The 14,817-nt window shown below is 72.6% G+C and carries 15 protein-coding genes; 5 read left to right on the forward strand and 10 right to left on the reverse strand.

Translation table 11 applies throughout. The features are described 5' to 3' along the window. Positions 1 to 2 precede the first annotated feature (2 nt). From BLU79_RS30155 to BLU79_RS30165, 3 genes are all read right to left on the reverse strand, one after another. Entirely contained in the window at positions 3 to 821 is an 819-nt protein-coding gene (locus tag BLU79_RS30155; protein WP_093909322.1) for an ABC transporter ATP-binding protein, read from the reverse strand. 104 nt (positions 822 to 925) lie between these two features. Continuing rightward, entirely contained in the window at positions 926 to 1,939 is a 1,014-nt protein-coding gene (locus tag BLU79_RS30160; protein ID WP_093909323.1) for a FecCD family ABC transporter permease, read from the reverse strand. A gap of 83 nt (positions 1,940 to 2,022) precedes the next feature. Continuing rightward, positions 2,023 to 3,051, reverse strand: coding sequence for a FecCD family ABC transporter permease (locus BLU79_RS30165; RefSeq protein ID WP_371131967.1), 1,029 nt, complete (start codon positions 3,049 to 3,051; stop codon positions 2,023 to 2,025). A gap of 170 nt (positions 3,052 to 3,221) precedes the next feature. Here BLU79_RS30165 and BLU79_RS30170 point away from each other — a divergent pair, with 170 nt between their 5' ends. Continuing rightward, positions 3,222 to 4,070 carry a (2Fe-2S)-binding protein gene (locus BLU79_RS30170; RefSeq protein ID WP_093909109.1) on the forward strand — a complete coding sequence of 283 codons (849 nt, stop codon included), beginning with the start codon at positions 3,222 to 3,224 and terminating at the stop codon, positions 4,068 to 4,070. 25 nt (positions 4,071 to 4,095) lie between these two features. Here BLU79_RS30170 and BLU79_RS30175 read toward each other — a convergent pair whose 3' ends face one another. Genes BLU79_RS30175 through BLU79_RS30190 form a run of 4 tightly spaced genes read right to left on the reverse strand, consistent with a single transcriptional unit; the run spans position 4,096 to position 8,575 of the window. Further along, complete coding sequence (locus BLU79_RS30175) at positions 4,096 to 5,850, reverse strand: ABC transporter ATP-binding protein (protein WP_093909110.1); 1,755 nt, start codon at positions 5,848 to 5,850, stop codon at positions 4,096 to 4,098. A 33-nt stretch (positions 5,851 to 5,883) separates the two neighbouring features. After that, positions 5,884 to 6,483, reverse strand: coding sequence for an LOG family protein (locus tag BLU79_RS30180; RefSeq protein WP_256333513.1), 600 nt, complete (start codon positions 6,481 to 6,483; stop codon positions 5,884 to 5,886). Continuing rightward, the gene (locus tag BLU79_RS30185; RefSeq protein WP_177001236.1) at positions 6,480 to 7,808 is read right to left on the reverse strand and encodes an FAD-binding protein; all 1,329 of its coding nucleotides are present in this window, start codon (positions 7,806 to 7,808) and stop codon (positions 6,480 to 6,482) included. Before BLU79_RS30185 ends, BLU79_RS30180 begins: the two co-directional genes overlap by 4 nt. Then, on the reverse strand, positions 7,805 to 8,575 hold the full coding sequence (locus tag BLU79_RS30190; RefSeq protein WP_093909112.1) for an isopentenyl transferase family protein: 771 nt from the start codon (positions 8,573 to 8,575) through the stop codon (positions 7,805 to 7,807). Before BLU79_RS30190 ends, BLU79_RS30185 begins: the two co-directional genes overlap by 4 nt. Positions 8,576 to 8,832: 257 nt before the next feature. Here BLU79_RS30190 and BLU79_RS30195 point away from each other — a divergent pair, with 257 nt between their 5' ends. Further along, entirely contained in the window at positions 8,833 to 9,426 is a 594-nt protein-coding gene (locus tag BLU79_RS30195; protein ID WP_093909113.1) for a transketolase, read from the forward strand. Here BLU79_RS30195 and BLU79_RS30200 read toward each other — a convergent pair. Beyond that, positions 9,419 to 10,012, reverse strand: a complete 594-nt coding sequence (locus BLU79_RS30200; RefSeq protein WP_177001237.1) for a rhodanese-like domain-containing protein — start codon at positions 10,010 to 10,012, stop codon at positions 9,419 to 9,421. The two genes, BLU79_RS30195 and BLU79_RS30200, sit on opposite strands and share 8 nt — an antisense overlap. A gap of 63 nt (positions 10,013 to 10,075) precedes the next feature. On the opposite strand from BLU79_RS30200, the gene BLU79_RS30205 reads away from it, so the two are divergent. Further along, entirely contained in the window at positions 10,076 to 10,363 is a 288-nt protein-coding gene (locus BLU79_RS30205) for a metal-sensitive transcriptional regulator (RefSeq protein ID WP_093909326.1), read from the forward strand. Between the two features lie 18 nt (positions 10,364 to 10,381). On the opposite strand, the gene BLU79_RS30210 is transcribed toward BLU79_RS30205, so the two are convergent. Next, a complete protein-coding gene (locus BLU79_RS30210; protein WP_093909114.1) occupies positions 10,382 to 11,131 on the reverse strand; it encodes a sulfite exporter TauE/SafE family protein in 750 nt (249 codons plus the stop codon). Continuing rightward, the gene (locus BLU79_RS30215; protein ID WP_093909115.1) at positions 11,128 to 12,810 is read right to left on the reverse strand and encodes a rhodanese-like domain-containing protein; all 1,683 of its coding nucleotides are present in this window, start codon (positions 12,808 to 12,810) and stop codon (positions 11,128 to 11,130) included. Before BLU79_RS30215 ends, BLU79_RS30210 begins: the two co-directional genes overlap by 4 nt. Before the next feature lie 196 nt (positions 12,811 to 13,006). Between BLU79_RS30215 and BLU79_RS30220 the strand changes: the two genes are divergently transcribed. Together BLU79_RS30220 and BLU79_RS30225 are read left to right on the forward strand one after the other, a co-directional pair. Then, positions 13,007 to 14,095, forward strand: a complete 1,089-nt coding sequence (locus tag BLU79_RS30220; RefSeq protein ID WP_093909116.1) for an S-(hydroxymethyl)mycothiol dehydrogenase — start codon at positions 13,007 to 13,009, stop codon at positions 14,093 to 14,095. After that, positions 14,095 to 14,724 carry an MBL fold metallo-hydrolase gene (locus BLU79_RS30225; RefSeq protein WP_093909117.1) on the forward strand — a complete coding sequence of 210 codons (630 nt, stop codon included), beginning with the start codon at positions 14,095 to 14,097 and terminating at the stop codon, positions 14,722 to 14,724. The genes BLU79_RS30220 and BLU79_RS30225 overlap by 1 nt, the downstream gene beginning before the upstream one ends. Positions 14,725 to 14,817 lie beyond the last annotated feature (93 nt).

The following is a 14,817-nucleotide window of genomic DNA, read 5'->3' on the forward strand; positions in this document are numbered from 1 at the left end:
GATCAGCCGGACACGGCCGAGTGCCGTACCGCGCTGCTCTTGGGGACGACCAGCGGGGTGCCGGTCTCGGGGTCGGGAATCACCCGGCAGTCCACGTCGAACACGGACTTGACCAGCTCCGCGTCGAGGACGTCGGCCGGGGCGCCGGCGGCGGCGAGGCGGCCGTCCTTGAGGACCACCATGTGGTCCGCGTAGCGGGCGGCCTGTCCGAGGTCGTGCAGGACCATCACCACGGTGCGGCCCGCCTCGGCGTGCAGGGCGGCGACCAGGTCGAGGACGTCGAGCTGGTGCCGGAGGTCGAGGAAGGTGGTGGGCTCGTCGAGCAGCAGCAACTCGGTGTCCTGCGCCAACGCCAGCGCGATCCAGGCCCGTTGCCGCTGCCCGCCGGAGAGCCGGTCCACGGGTTGGTCGCGCAGGGCCGTCGTGCCGGTGCGCTCCAGGGCCTCCTCGACGGCCTTCTGGTCGGCGGCGGACCAGGGGCTCAGCAGCCGCTGATGCGGGTACCGCCCGAGACGGACGAGCGCTTCGACGGTGATCGCCTCCGGGGTGACCGGCTGCTGCGGCAGCAGGCCCATGCGCAGGGCCAGCGTCCGCGCGGACATCCGGTGGATGTCGGAGCCGTCGAGCGTGACGGTGCCGGCGGCCGGGGCGAGCAGTCGGCTCAGGCCTCGCAACAGGGTCGACTTCCCACAGGCGTTGGGGCCGACGATGGCGGTGACGGCACCGCCGGGCAGCGTCAGATCGAGGCCGCCGACCACCAGTCGGTCGCCGTAGCGCAGGTCGAGGCCCTGGGTGGAGAGCTGGTTGGCGGTGGCGGGCATCTGCGGCTCCTGGGGGCCGGTGGGGGACAGGTGCGAGGCCTGGGGGCCGGTGGTGGGGCGGTGGGGTTCCTGTAGGCCGGCGGTGCGCTCGTCCGGGGCGCCTGTCATGTGCGGCTCCTCTGGACGGGCGAGCTCTGGCGGAGCATCAGCACCAGCAGCCAGGGCGCTCCGAGCGTGGCGGTGACCGCGCCGACCGGCAGGCCCTCGATCGGCAGCAGGTGCTGTACGACCAGGTCGGAGGCGAGCAGTAGGACGGCACCGGTGAGTCCGGCGAGGGCCAGGGAGGCGGCGGTCGGCGGCCCGGTGACGAACCGCACGATGTGCGGCACGGCGAGCGCGACGAACGTCACCGGGCCGGCCAGCGCGGCGGCCAGCGACGCCAGCCCGACGGCGACGACGAGCAGTTGGAGGCGTGCGCGGGAGGTGCGCAGACCGAGCGCGCCCGCCGAGTCGTCCCCGAGGTCGAGGACGGCCAACTGACGGTTCATCACCAGTGCGGCGGCGAGCACCAGCACCATGGCGCCGCCCGCACCCCACACCTCCGCCCAGGTCCGCCCGTACACCGAGCCGGTGACCCACTGGAGCGCGGAGCCGGCGAGCTCGGCCGGGAAGCGCACGATCATCAGATTCACCGCGGCGGCGAGAGCGGCCTGCACGGCGAGCCCGGTGAGCACCAGCCGGGTGACCGCGAGGCCCGAGCCCCAGGCGAACACGCCCAGCAGCAGCGCCGCGAGCAGCCCGCCGCCGAGGGCACCGACCGGGATCAGCGACTGCGACGCCCCGGCGGCGATCAAGGCCACCGCGCCCAGCGAGGCGCCGCCCGTGATGCCCATGACGTCCGGGGAGGCCAGCGGATTGCGGAACAGCCGCTGCAGCACACAGCCGGCCGCGCCGAGCCCGGCACCGGCGACGATCGCCGCCACCGACCGCGGCGCCCGGAACTGCTGCACCACCAGCACGTCCCCGGGATCCCCGAAGCCGACCAGCGCGCGCAGGGCGTTGCCGGCGGGCATCGGGATCTCACCCGTCGTCAGGGAGACGGTGAGCAGGGCGAAGAGGGCGAGGAGACCGGCGACGGCGAACACCAGCACACGGCGCCGGACCCGGGCACGGGCCATGGACTTCGACCAGACGGGGACGGTCGTGACGCTCGTCGAACCACCCTTGGCGGTGCTCATCGAGCCACCTTTCGTGGTGCTGTTCATCGGGCCGCCCTTCGCGCCAGCAGCGCCAGCAGCGGCGCGCCGAGGAACGCGGTGACGATGCCGACCTCCAGCTCCGAGGGGCGGATGACCATCCGGCCGAGCACGTCGGCCGCGAGCAGCAGCAGCGGACCCGCGATCAGGCAGCCGGGCACCAGCAGCCGGTGGTCGCCGCCCAGCAGCGGCCGTACGAGATGGGGTGCGGCGAGCCCGATGAAGGCGACCGGACCGGCCACCGCCACCGCCGACCCGGCGAGCAGGACGACCGCGATGCCGCCGGCCAGCCGGATCCGGGCCACCGGAACACCGAGCGCCTGGGCCGAATCGTCGCCCAGGGCAAGGGCGTTGAGGGCGGGGGAGACGGCCAGCGCGACCACCAGGCCGAGCAGCAGGGTCGGCAGCACCGGCCACAGGACGTCGAGGGTGCGGCCGGAGAGCGACCCGGCCAGCCAGAAGCGGGCCTCGTCCAGGGTGCGCTGGTTCATCAGCATCACCGCCGACGTCCAGGACAGCAGCACCAGTTGGAGGACGGTGCCGCCCAACGCCAGTCGTACGGCGTCGATGTCCCCGGCGCGACGGGCCAGGGCCTGTGCGAACAGGGCGGCGCCGGCCGCCCCGGCGAACGCGAACCACACGTACTGGGCGGGGCTGTTGAGCTTCAGCGCGAAGATGGCGACGACGACCGCGAACCCCGCGCCCGCGTTGATGCCGAGCGTTGTCGGTGAGGCGAGCGGATTGCGGGTGATGCCCTGCGCGACGGCCCCGGCGACCCCGAGCGCGGCCCCGACCGCCAGGCCGATGACGGTACGCGGCAGCCGCAGCCCGGTCACCACGAGCGCGTCCCGTCCGTGGGCGTCGCCGAACAGGGCGTCGGCCACCGTGGACAGGGGCACCGAACGGGCGCCGAGGGCGAGGCTCAGGGCGGTGCAGAGGGCGAGGGCGGTGATGCCGGTGAGGAAGAGCGGAATGTGCCTCAGGGCACGGAAGGGCACACCTGTGGGGGGTGCGCCCTGTTGGGTCGCAGTCACAAGCCGTGAGATTAGGTTAGCCTTGCTTTAGATTTCAACTGCTGTGTGATCTCTGTGACGTTCGCAATAGAAGATCGCGTTCGGGGTGTGATCATGCAGTTGTGCAGCGGTGACGTGTGTAAGGTAAGCCTTACCTCACTGGTATTTGCAAATCCCGCACTGGAGCACCGATGTCCCTGGCCCTGACGCCCCCGCCGACCGGTGCCCTGCCGCAGCGCACGCTCGGTGACGGCTACCGCCGGCTGGCCGACCTCTGTGACGTCCTGTCCGTACGGGTCGCGGAGCCGGGATCGGACGCCGGGCGGACGGGCGTGACGGCGGCCGAGTTGGCGTCCGAACCGGCCGTCCTGGAGGCGTTCGTCGATGCCGAGGCGGCCCGCATCCAGGATCGCTACACGGTCGCCCCGCGCCGCGACGTGGCCGCCTCGCGCGCCCTGCACGACTACGCGTGGTCGGTCGCCCTGCTCATGAGTGGACCCTGGTACCTGGAGCAGCGGGTGCCGCGTATCCGGCCCGAGGATCTACGCCTGGACCTCGCCTCGGCCATGTTCACCCTCACCCCCGGGACCGACTTCGCCTGCCTCCCCGACGACTCGACGGCCGAACTTCCCGGCGCACTGACGGTCCCTCACGAAGAGGCGTTGCGCACAGAGTTGAGGAGGGCGGTCGCCGACCACATGGCGCCGCTCCTGGCAGCCATCGGCCCTCTCGTACGGCGTGGCCCCCGCGCCCTGTGGGGCATGGTCTCCGACGACCTCGTCTCCGGCATCTGGTACCTGGGCCGGATCCTCGGCCGCGAGGGCGACGCGGTAAGGGCGGCCACCGAACTGCTGCCGAGTGGCGTCGCCCCGTACCCCGGCGGCGCCGACTTCCGCTACCTGACAACCCGTGACGGACGACAGCACCCGACCCGCACCCGCGCGGGCTGCTGCATGTACTACACGATCCGCCCGGACGAGGCGTGCGCCACCTGCCCCCGTACCTGCGACGCGGAGCGGCTGCGCAGGCTGGAGGGCTGAGCCGCCTCCGGTACGGGAGTTGACGTCACCCGGCGGTCGCCAGGAACTGCGTCGCCGCCAGCTCCGCGTAGAGCGGGTCCTCCGCGACGAGTTCGCGATGCGTGCCCACCGCGCGCACCCGGCCGGCGTCCATCACCACGATCCGATCGGCCATCGTCACCGTCGACAGCCGGTGCGCGACGACCAGCACCGTGGTCGTACGTGCGACATCGGCGACGGTGTCGCGCAGCGCCGCCTCGTTCACCGCGTCCAACTGCGAGGTCGCCTCGTCGAGCAGCAGCAGCCGGGGTCGGCGCAGCAGGGCGCGGGCGATGGCGACGCGCTGCCGCTCCCCGCCGGACAGCTTGGTGCCGCGGTGTCCGACGAGCGTGTCGAGGCCGCCGGGCAGCCGGGAGACCAGGCCGTCGAGGCGGGTGGTCTTCAGTACGCGTGTGAGGGCGTCGTCGTCCGCGTCGGGATTGCCGAGCAGCAGGTTGTCCCGCAGCGAACCCGACAGGACCGGGGCGTCCTGCTCCACATAGCCGATGGCGGACCGCAGTTGGGGCAACTCCCAGTCCGCCAGATCCCGCCCGTCGACGGTGATGGTCCCGGCCTCGGGGTCGTAGAACCGCTCGATGAGCGAGAAGACGGTGGTCTTGCCCGCGCCGGACGGGCCGACGAACGCCGTCATGCCCTGCGCGGGCACCGCGAATGTCACCCCGTGGTGGACGTACGGCAGGTCGTCGGCGTAGCGGAAGCGGACGTCCTCGAAGGCCAGTGCCGCGGGTTCCGCCTCGGCGGCGGGCAACGGCGCGGGCGCTGCGGGCGGTTCGGCGGGCAGCCGCAGCGCCTCCTGGATCCGGGCGAGCGCCGCCGAACCCGTCTGGTACTGGGTGATCGCGCCGACGACCTGCTGGATCGGCGACATCAGATAGAAGACGTACAGCAGAAAGGCGACCAGGGTGCCGACGTCCGTCGCCCCGGTCGCCACCCGCGCCCCGCCCACGGCGAGCACCGTGATGAACGCGATCTGCATGGCGAGCCCGGCCGTGTTGCCCGCCGCGGCCGACCACTTGGCGGCCCGCACGCTCTGCCGCCACGACTCCTCGGCGGCCTCGTGCAGGGTCCGTTCCTCCCGGTGCTCGGCCCCGGACGCCTTCACCGTGCGCAGCGCGCCGAGTATCCGCTCCAGCGAGGCCCCCATCACACCGACCGCGTCCTGAGCCTGCCGGCTGGCCCGGTTGATGCGCGGCACGATCACGCCGAGGATCGTGCCGGCGCCCAGGATCACGGCGAGCGTGACCAGCAGCAGCACCGGGTCCACCAGACCCATCATCGCCACGGTCGCCACCAGCGTGAGCCCGCCCGTGCCGAGTCCGACGAGGGAGTCGGTGGTGACCTCGCGCAGCAACGTCGTGTCCGAGGTGATGCGGGCCATCAGATCGCCCGGCTCACTGCGGTCCACGGCGGTGATGCGCAGCCGCAGCAGATACGACGACAGGGCGCGCCGCGCGCCGAGCACCACCGACTCGGCGGTGCGCCGCAGCACGTACGAGCCCAGCGCGCCCAGCGCCGCGTTGGCCACGACCAGCCCGGACATGATCAGCAACGCCCCGGTGATGGCCCGGTCGTGGGACAGGTCGTCGATCAACTCCCGTGCCACCAGCGGAAGGAGAAGCCCCGTGGCCCCCGTGACCAGGGACAGTACGGCGCCCACCAGCAGGGCCCATCGGTGCGGCCGTACATAGCTGAGGAGCAGCCGCCACGTGGGCTGGTCGGTCGCTGTCCGGTCGGTGCTCACGGCGCTCCTTCGGAGTGGGACGGAGCGTTCAGGCTACGTCGGCACCACCCCGCGGGGCTCCTCGGTTTCCCTGCCTGCCAACCGGGCCGGTACCTCATCCGCCGACGCGCAGACGAGCAGCCGCTCCAGATCACCGGGACGCAGGAAGCCCTCGTCGCGCGCGTGCGTCAGGAAGGACAGCAGCGGACGGTAGAAACCGGAGGGGTCGAGGAGCAGACACGGCTTGCGGTGAAGGCCCAACTGCGCCCACGACAGCACCTCGAACAGTTCCTCGGCCGTGCCCAGACCGCCCGGCAGCGCCACGAAGGCGTTGCCCAGCTCGGCCATCCGCGCCTTCCGCTCGTGCATGTCCGCGACGACTTCCAGCTCGGTGAGCCCGGCGTGGGTGATCTCGTACGGCAGCAGCACCCGTGGTACGACCCCGGTCACCGCGCCCCCGGCCGCCAGCGCCGCGTCCGCGACCGCGCCCATGAGACCGGTGCGGGCACCGCCGTAGACGAGTCGAAGGCCCGCGCCGGCCAGGGCCCGCCCGAGTGCGGCGGCGGTGCGCAGATGGCCGGGGAGGCGGCCGGGCGAGGCGCCGCAGAAGACCGTCACGGCCGCCACGGTGGTGGCAGCAGTGCCCGTGGTCACGCCCACAGCCCGTACCCCCTGGTCAGGATGTGGTGCGGGTCGTACCGGTCCTTGGCGCGGACGAGTTCGGGCCAGTCCGAGCCGAAGTGGGAGCGCCAGTCGGAGGGCGTCATCGGCAGCGCGGCGACCGGGTGGAGGACCCCGCCGACGGTCCTGGCCCGCTCGTACAGCGCCCGGTTGGCCGCCACCAGGCGACGTACGACGTCCGGCCGGTCGGGTGGTGCCGTGCGCATCAGGGAGAGCAGGCACAGGAGTTCGCCGGCGGGCCTGCGCAGCAGCGGGGCGTGCAGGGTCCGGCCGGTCAAGGGGCGGAGTTGGACCGTGCCGCAGGTGCGCAGGCCGCGCTGGGCGTCCTCGCCCAGCAGGGCCGGGACGAAGGAGGCCACGGCCTCCTCGGGGAGCAGCAGCGTGAGCCACGGGTGCGGGCGGTCCCACTCGCCTGTGGCGCGCAGGAGACGCTCGTCGCGGTCGAGGCGGTGCAGGTACTCCGCGTACGACAGGTCGGCGATCTCCTCGGTGTCGCGGTCGTGGTCCAGGTCGCCGATCAACAGCTCGTCGTCGGCAGGCGGTTGACGGAAGCACGGTTGGTCGGCGTACGGCGCCACCGCCTCGATCATGTACTGCCAGCCGCCGCCGAGCGCCGGACGCGCCTGCCCCGTGACATGGCTGAAGCGGGCGTCGCGGGCCAGTCGCCGCTGGTCGGTGACGTAGGTGCCGGGGGAATCGTGGTAAAGGCGGTAACGGCGCACATGGGTCGGGGCGGGCACCAGGGCGAGGGTGGCGCCGACGATGAGCGCGCACTGGCCGAGCCCCGCCGGGACGGCACGGAACAGTTCCGGATGCCGGTCGGGCGAGCAGGTCAGATGCTCGCCGGAGCCCGTGACGACCTCCACCTCCCGCACCTGGTCGGCGACCAGACCGTGCCGGTGGCTGGAGCCGCCGAAGCCGCCGGTGCTCAGCACCCCGCCGACACTGCCGCCGAGGTGGTCGGGCAGCACCGGGGGCGTGAGTCCCTCGGCGAGCGCGGACCGTACGACATCGCGCCACGACGCGCCGGCCCCGGCGGTCAGCGTCCGCTCCCGCGGTGCGCAGCGCACCTCGTTCAGTGCGGCCGTGTCGACGACGTAGCCGCCGTGCGCCTGCCCCTGTCCGTACAGCGCCTGTCCGCCGCCGCGGGCGGCGACTGGCAACCCGTGCGGACCGGCGAAGCAGAGGAGTTCCTGTACGGCGGCGGCGGACGGCGCGGTGACGACGCCGAGCGGACGCGAGTCGACGATGTGGCCGAAATCGACGGCCGCCTCCTTCACATCCGGAGTTGCATTCATGCTGCACGCTCCAGCACGCCGAGGCCGAAATCCGATTCCGTCAGCAGGCCTTCGAAGATTTCTCCGAACACCCGATACTGGAGGGAACCGTGCTCCGCGTGCCGTTCGGCGATGAGCTCGGCGATACGGTTCAGGACACGCTCGGGGATGTCCTGTTCGCCGATGCTCTCCACGTCGAGTGAGTATTTCGCGCAGCATTCGAGGACGGCCTCGAATCCGTTCACGGAGGCCGCGAGCAACCGTCGGCGGGGATCGCACCAGAGCGTGGCCAGTTCCTGGAGGAGGCCGGGGCCGCAGGCGCCGGGCGTGAGCATCTCGTGGGCCCGGCGGGTCAGGTTGGCGAGGTACTCGTCGCGGGCCGGCAGGGGGAGGAGACGGACCGTCAGCCGCCAGGTCAGGTCCGCCCGGCGCTCGCACAGCTCCCGCAGCAGCGAGATCGAGCCACCCTCGACGATCACGAGCGGGTGCCCGGAGGCGAGCCGCTCCACCAGCGCGATCAGCGCGTCCGTCGCCTCGGCCGCGGGCAGGTCGCCGTCGGCGAAGGTCCGGTCGCCGAGCCAGTGCCGGGACACGCCCGGTACGTCGGCCCCGGCGCGGGCGCTGGTGGTCGCCAGGTCGGTGAAGCACTGCAGACGGTCCGCGACGACGATCGGGGCGCCGGTCGCCCGGGCCAGCCCGGTGGCCGCCGCGCTCTTGCCGACCCCGGTCGGCCCCGCGATCAGATGGACGGACGGCCGATCCACGGGAGGTGTTTCCTTTTCGGCCATGGCGGGACTCCCCTTCCGCTCGGTGTGCCGGAAAGAACGACTTTCAAGCTACGCACCCGAGCCGCACGTGCTCACCCAGAGGTGCGCCCGGATCAGGCAAAGAGACGACCATATTCCTGTGGTCCTGTTAAAGCTTCAATCATGTGGCGATGGAGCGGGTAACTCCGGGCAATCAATGCCCTTGTGAGGGAGCGTCAGAAGGTTTCTTGACGAATTCCTGACGTGCCGTAATGAACCCGCTCCCAGGAGGATCCCCGATGAACGCCGACATGCTGCTGGCCGCAGCCGAAGCCCTTCCCGACCCCCGTGGTCACGCGCCCGCGGCACCCGGCGCCGTCCTCGTCGGGTACGGCGCGGTCGAGGAGCTGGCCCGGTTCGCCACCGACCCCGGCTGGACCGTGCACGCCCCCGGCCACCCCGTCGAGGTGCGCCGCGCGATCGAGCACGCCGTACGCCGCGGCGAACGGGCGTATGTGCACCTGTCCGGCATGTCCAACGCCGAACCGCGCGGCGTGACCGAGGGCTTCGAGCTGGTCCGTGAAGGGCTCGACGGAGTCGTCGCCGCGGTCGGCGCCACCCTCGACCCCGTCCTGCGTGCCACGGCCGGGCTCGACCTGACCGTGCTCTACGCGGTCACCGTCCGGCCCTTCGACGAGGTCGGTCTGCGTACGGCCGTCCTGGCCGCCGACCATGCCGACGTGGTGCTCGTCGAGCCCGGGCAACCGGGTCTGTCGGCCCGGTACGTCGCCGAGACGCTCGTCCACGTACCGCACCGGCTGCTCGCCCTGGGCGGCGCGGACGGTCTGGACGAGGCCGCCCTCGCCCGGGCAATCCGGGGCTTCCTCAGGTGACCGCGGGCCGCCCCCGCTGAGCCAGGGCGGCGAGGGTCGCCTCCAGGTCGGCGGGGCGCGGGCGGTTGTACGGCAGTTTCGACAGCAGTGCGGCCATGCCGCAGGTGTCGGTGACGGCCGAGAACACCAGGCCGCCCGCGACCCCTGCGGAGAGCAACTGCCAGGCCGGGTGCAGGAGTCCGAGGGCGAGACCGGCCAGGACGACCGTGCCCGCGGTGAAGCGGACCTGGCGCTCCATGGCCCACGTGGCGCGGGTGCCCGACGCCGGCCGGCGCAGTTCGTGCCCGCGCCCGGCCCAGCCCTGGGTGCCGCCCGTCAGGGTCAGCGCCCGTATGCCGTGCCCGGCGAGGACGCGGCACGCGTTCTCCGAGCGGGCGCCGGACGCGCAGACGACCAGCAGCTCGCCGGGAAGGCGCCGGAGCGCGGGCAGGGCTGCGTCGAGCCGGTCCAAGGGGAGGTTGAGGGCCTCGGGCAGATGCCCGGCGGCGTACTCGCCCGGCGTGCGCACGTCGATGACGGTCAGGTCGGGCAGTCGGGTGCGGGCCTCGTCGGGCGTGATGGTGAGGGGGTTGAGCTGCGGGTTCACGGGAAGTGAGATCCTTTCGGGGGAGGAGGTAACATACCCCCAAGGGTATGTAGAGGAGTGATCGTGGAGCTGCAGTTCGAGGGCGATGACCTCAAGTCGGTGCTGAACCGGCTGCGCCGGGCACAGGGGCAGATCTCCGGAGTGATCAAGATGATCGAGGAGGGCCGCGACTGTGAGGACGTCGTCACTCAGCTCGCCGCCGCCTCCCGGGCCCTGGACCGGGCCGGCTTCGCGATCATCGCGACCGGGTTGCAGCAGTGCCTCACCGACGCCGCCAAGGGCGAGCAGGGCGGCGAGACGACGGAGCAGATGAAGGCGCGGCTGGAGAAACTGTTCCTGTCGCTGGCGTAGCCGTCACGGGCACAGGCGTCATACGACGGCGTCGGCCAGCATGAACAGGGCCACCGCCAGCAGCACGTAGGCGAAGATCCGCCGCAGTGTGCCTCCGGAGACCTTCCCGGCGAGCCGCTTGCCGTCCCAGGCGCCGAGCACCGCGGCCGCGGCGAACGGCGCGACGGCGGCCCAGTCGACGGGTTCGGCCGATCCCGCCCGGGCCGCCAGCGCGACCAGTGAGTTGACGGTGATCACCAGCAGGCTCGTGCCCACGGCGGCCCGCATGCGCAGCCCCACCACGTTCACCAGCGCCGGTACGGCGAGGAAGCCGCCGCCCACCCCGAGCACCCCGGTCACCGCACCGAGCCCCGCGCCGGCCTGAGCGACCCGGCCGGCACGCACCGGCACGTCGTCGTGCCGTACCGCGGTCGACGGCCGGAGCATGCGCAGCGCGGCGACAGCGGCGACCAGCGCGAACGCCCCGGTGAGCAGCCCGCCGGGCAGCCGCCCGGAGACCGCCCCGCCGACCGCCGCGGGCACCAGGCCCGCCGCAGCGAAGAGCGCCCCGGCACGCCAGCGCACGGTGCCGTCGCGGGCATGCGTGCCCAGCGCGGTGACGGAGGTGACGGCGACGACGACCAGACTCGCGGTGGCCGCCGCGGCCGGAGTGAAGCCCAGCAGATACATCAACGCGGGCACGGCCAGCACACTGCCCCCACCTCCCAACGCCCCGAGCGCGAGCCCGGTGACGGCACCGGCGAGCAGACCGAGAACCAGGACGCTCACCGGGTCCGGCCGCAGTTGCCCGTCCCCGGCTCGGCCACCACGGGAAGCCCTGCCTCGACCCAGGCCCCCATGCCACCGATGACGTCCACGGCATCGGTGCCGCGCGCCGCGAGCAGCGCCGTGGCCTCCCGGGAGCGCTTCCCCGAGCGGCAGATCGCGACGACCGGGCGGCCCTGCGCGGCGGGCGGAAGCAGCTCACCGGAGGTCAGGGCCGACAGCGGCGCGAGGACCGCGCCCGGCGCATGTCCCGTGGCCCATTCGTCGGGCTCGCGCACATCCACGAGGACGGCGTCCGCGCCCGCCCGCTCAAGAGCCTCGTCCGGGGTGATGCGGGCCATGGGGAGCCCGGCGCCGCGCGCCGCCGCGAACCCGTCGTCGACGGCGACGACGTCGCGTCCCGCCGCGTCGAGCAGCGAGGCGGCGATGGCGGCGCGCATACCGCCGGCGCAGTGCACCCACACCGTGCCGTCGGGTATCTCAGTGAAACGGTCGCGCAGCCGGTGCAGCGGAATGTGCACCGAGCCCCTGATGTGACCGGCCTCGCGCTCGGCATCGCGCCGTACGTCCAGGACCACCACGTCGTCCTGCGTGGCCAGGTCGGCGAAGGAGCCGCGAGCGAAGGAGCGCGGCCGCTCGCCCTGCCGGGTCCAGTCGGCGGGGGAGCCGGTCGCCGCGGAGGTCGGCCGGTCGATGCCGACCCGGACGAGTTCCCGCTGGGCATCGGCCAGTTGGGCCGGGCTCTCGGCGAGCAGCGTGACCGGCTTGCCCCACGGCAGCAGCCAGGCCAGATACGTGGCGAGCTGCCCCTCCGCCTCGAAGTTGAGCGACCCGGCGACATGCCCCTCGGCGAACGCGACCCGGTTGCGCAGATCCACCACCCACTCCCCGGCGGCCAGCCGCGCCGCGATCTCCTCGGCGTCGGCCGTGCGCGGCGGGGTCAGGTCCACCGGCGCCGGACCGGCCGCGTTCGCCGGACCCATGTGCGCGTAGTACGCCGGGACGTCGTCCAGCCCGGCGAGCAGGTCCGCGACGAACGCGTCCACGTCCTTCACCAGGGCGTCGTTGACGGCACGCTCCCGCCCGATGGTCGTCGCGGTCCCGTCGGCCCCCTGCGCGGCGGAGCAGAAGCTGCCGAAGCCGTGCGTCGGCAGCACCGCCGTCTCGTCCGGCAACTCGGCGGCCAGCCGGTGCGCGGAGTCGTACTGCGCCCGCGCCAGCCGCCCCGTCAGCCGCGGCTCGACGAGGTCGGGCCGTCCCACCGTGCCGATCAGCAGCGAACCGCCGGTGAAGACGGCCACCGCGCGCCCGGACTCCTCCAGCACGTACGAGGTGTGGTGCGGGGTGTGCCCGGGAGTGGCCAGGGCGCGCAGCACCAGGCCGTCCGCGATGTCCGTACGGTCCCCGTCGGCGACCGGCACCCGGTCGTACCCGACCCGCGCCGCGGCCGGCACCAGGTACGCGGCGCCGGTGATCCGGGCCAGCTCCAGTCCGCCGGTCACGTAGTCGTTGTGGACATGGGTCTCGGCGACATGGGTGATACGCACGCCCCGCCGAGCGGCGGCCGCGATCACCCGGTCGATGTCCCTGGGCGGATCGACCACCACGGCGCAGTGCGCACCGCCCGCCAGATAGCTGCGGTTGCCGAGTCCCGGCACCTCGATGGTGTCGACGAAGTACACGGCAGTACTCCTCTCCTCGCGAAACCCCGGATGGATTACCCCCGGGGGTATGCGACCACGATAGCAAAGGTACCCCCGGGGGTATTTTTCGACGTGGCTGGAAGCTGACCTGAAGGGCTTCCCCGCGTGCCTTTACCGATCAGTCACAACTAGGGTCGACAGTGGACGGAGAGCCGCTTAGGGAAGGTGAAGCACCATGGCGCAGGAAGTACGCGGCGTGATCGCGGCCGGCAAGGACGAGCCGGTGCGGGTGGAGGCGATCGTGGTGCCCGATCCGGGTCCGGGCGAGGCCGTCGTACGGATCCAGGCCTGCGGGGTCTGTCACACCGACCTGCACTACAAGCAGGGCGGCATCAGCGACGACTTCCCCTTCCTGCTGGGGCACGAGGCGGCCGGCGTGGTGGAGTCGGTCGGCGACGGCGTCACGGACGTCGAACCCGGTGACTTCGTGATCCTCAACTGGCGTGCGGTGTGCGGGAACTGTCGCGCCTGTCTGCGCGGTCGCCCCTGGTACTGCTTCAACACGCACAACGCCACACAGAAGATGACCCTCGCCGCCACCGGCCAGGAGCTCTCCCCGGCGCTCGGCATCGGCGCCTTCGCCGAGAAGACGCTCGTCGCGGCGGGACAGTGCACCAAGGTCGACCCCTCGGTCGCCCCGGCGGTGGCCGGACTGCTGGGCTGCGGGGTGATGGCCGGGATCGGCGCCGCCATCAACACCGGCAACGTGGGCCGCGGCGACTCGGTCGCCGTCATCGGCTGCGGCGGGGTCGGCGACGCGGCGATCGCCGGGTCGAACCTGGCCGGCGCCGCGAAGATCATCGCCGTGGACATCGACGACCGGAAGCTGGAGAAGGCTCGCTCGATGGGCGCCACCCACACGGTCAACTCCCGTGACGCCGACCCGGTCGAGGCCATCCGCGAGCTGACCGGCGGTTTCGGCGCCGACATCGTGATCGAGGCGGTCGGCCGCCCCGAGACGTACAAGCAGGCATTCTACGCCCGCGACCTGGCCGGCACGGTCGTCCTGGTCGGCGTACCGACCCCGGAGATGAAACTCGAACTGCCCCTGCTGGACGTCTTCGGCCGCGGCGGCGCGCTGAAGTCCTCCTGGTACGGCGACTGCCTGCCCTCCCGTGACTTCCCCATGCTGATCGATCTGCATCTGCAAGGCCGCCTGGACCTGGGGGCGTTCGTCACCGAGACGATCGAACTCACCGACGTGGAGAAGGCCTTCGAGCGCATGCACCACGGCGACGTCCTGCGCTCGGTGGTGATGCTCTGATGGCCGCCCGCATCGAACGCCTCGTCACCTCGGGCCAGTTCAGCCTCGACGGCGGCACCTGGGACGTCGACAACAACGTGTGGCTCGTCGGCGACGACGACGAGGTGATCGTCATCGACGCCGCCCACGACGCCGACGCCATCGCCGAGGCCGTCGGCGACCGGCGCCTCACCGCGATCGTGTGCACCCACGCCCACAATGACCACATCGGTGCCGCGCCCGCCCTGGCCGACCGCACCGGCGCCACGATCTGGCTCCACCCCGACGACCTGCCGCTGTGGAAGCAGACCCATCCGGACCGCGACCCCGACTCCCATCTCCTGGACGGGCAGATCATCGAGGCCGCCGGCGCCGACCTGACCGTCCTGCACACCCCGGGCCACGCGCCGGGCGCGGTGTGCCTGCACGACCCGGGCCTGGGCGTCGTCTTCACCGGAGACACCCTCTTCCAGGGCGGCCCCGGCGCCACCGGCCGCTCCTACTCCCACTTCCCGACGATCGTCGACTCGATCCGCACCCGCCTGCTCACGCTCCCGCCCGAGACCAAGGTGCTCACGGGCCATGGCGACGCGACCACGATTGGCGCGGAGGCGCCGCACCTCCAGGAGTGGCTTGACCGGGGCCACTGAGGCCCGAGAACGCATGGGTGGAGGCGGTACGCGACCCATGACGCCCTCGACGCGAAGCTGCGCCCGGCCGGGTGACCCTGCCGCAAAAGCCGA

This window comes from Streptomyces sp. cf386 (genome assembly GCF_900103585.1).
Taxonomy (GTDB): domain Bacteria; phylum Actinomycetota; class Actinomycetes; order Streptomycetales; family Streptomycetaceae; genus Streptomyces.

Bases quoted from the DNA above. Each gene is read 5' to 3' on its own strand.
- BLU79_RS30185 (WP_177001236.1), bottom strand. From the start codon at position 7,808: ATGAATGCAACTCCGGATGTGAAGGAGGCGGCCGTCGATTTCGGCCAC.
- BLU79_RS30160 (WP_093909323.1), bottom strand. From the start codon at position 1,939: ATGGCCCGTGCCCGGGTCCGGCGCCGTGTGCTGGTGTTCGCCGTCGCC.
- BLU79_RS30220 (WP_093909116.1), top strand. From the start codon at position 13,007: ATGGCGCAGGAAGTACGCGGCGTGATCGCGGCCGGCAAGGACGAGCCG.
- BLU79_RS30170 (WP_093909109.1), top strand. From the start codon at position 3,222: ATGTCCCTGGCCCTGACGCCCCCGCCGACCGGTGCCCTGCCGCAGCGC.
- BLU79_RS30155 (WP_093909322.1), bottom strand. From the start codon at position 821: ATGCCCGCCACCGCCAACCAGCTCTCCACCCAGGGCCTCGACCTGCGC.
- BLU79_RS30190 (WP_093909112.1), bottom strand. From the start codon at position 8,575: ATGGCCGAAAAGGAAACACCTCCCGTGGATCGGCCGTCCGTCCATCTG.
- BLU79_RS30195 (WP_093909113.1), top strand. From the start codon at position 8,833: ATGAACGCCGACATGCTGCTGGCCGCAGCCGAAGCCCTTCCCGACCCC.
- BLU79_RS30225 (WP_093909117.1), top strand. From the start codon at position 14,095: ATGGCCGCCCGCATCGAACGCCTCGTCACCTCGGGCCAGTTCAGCCTC.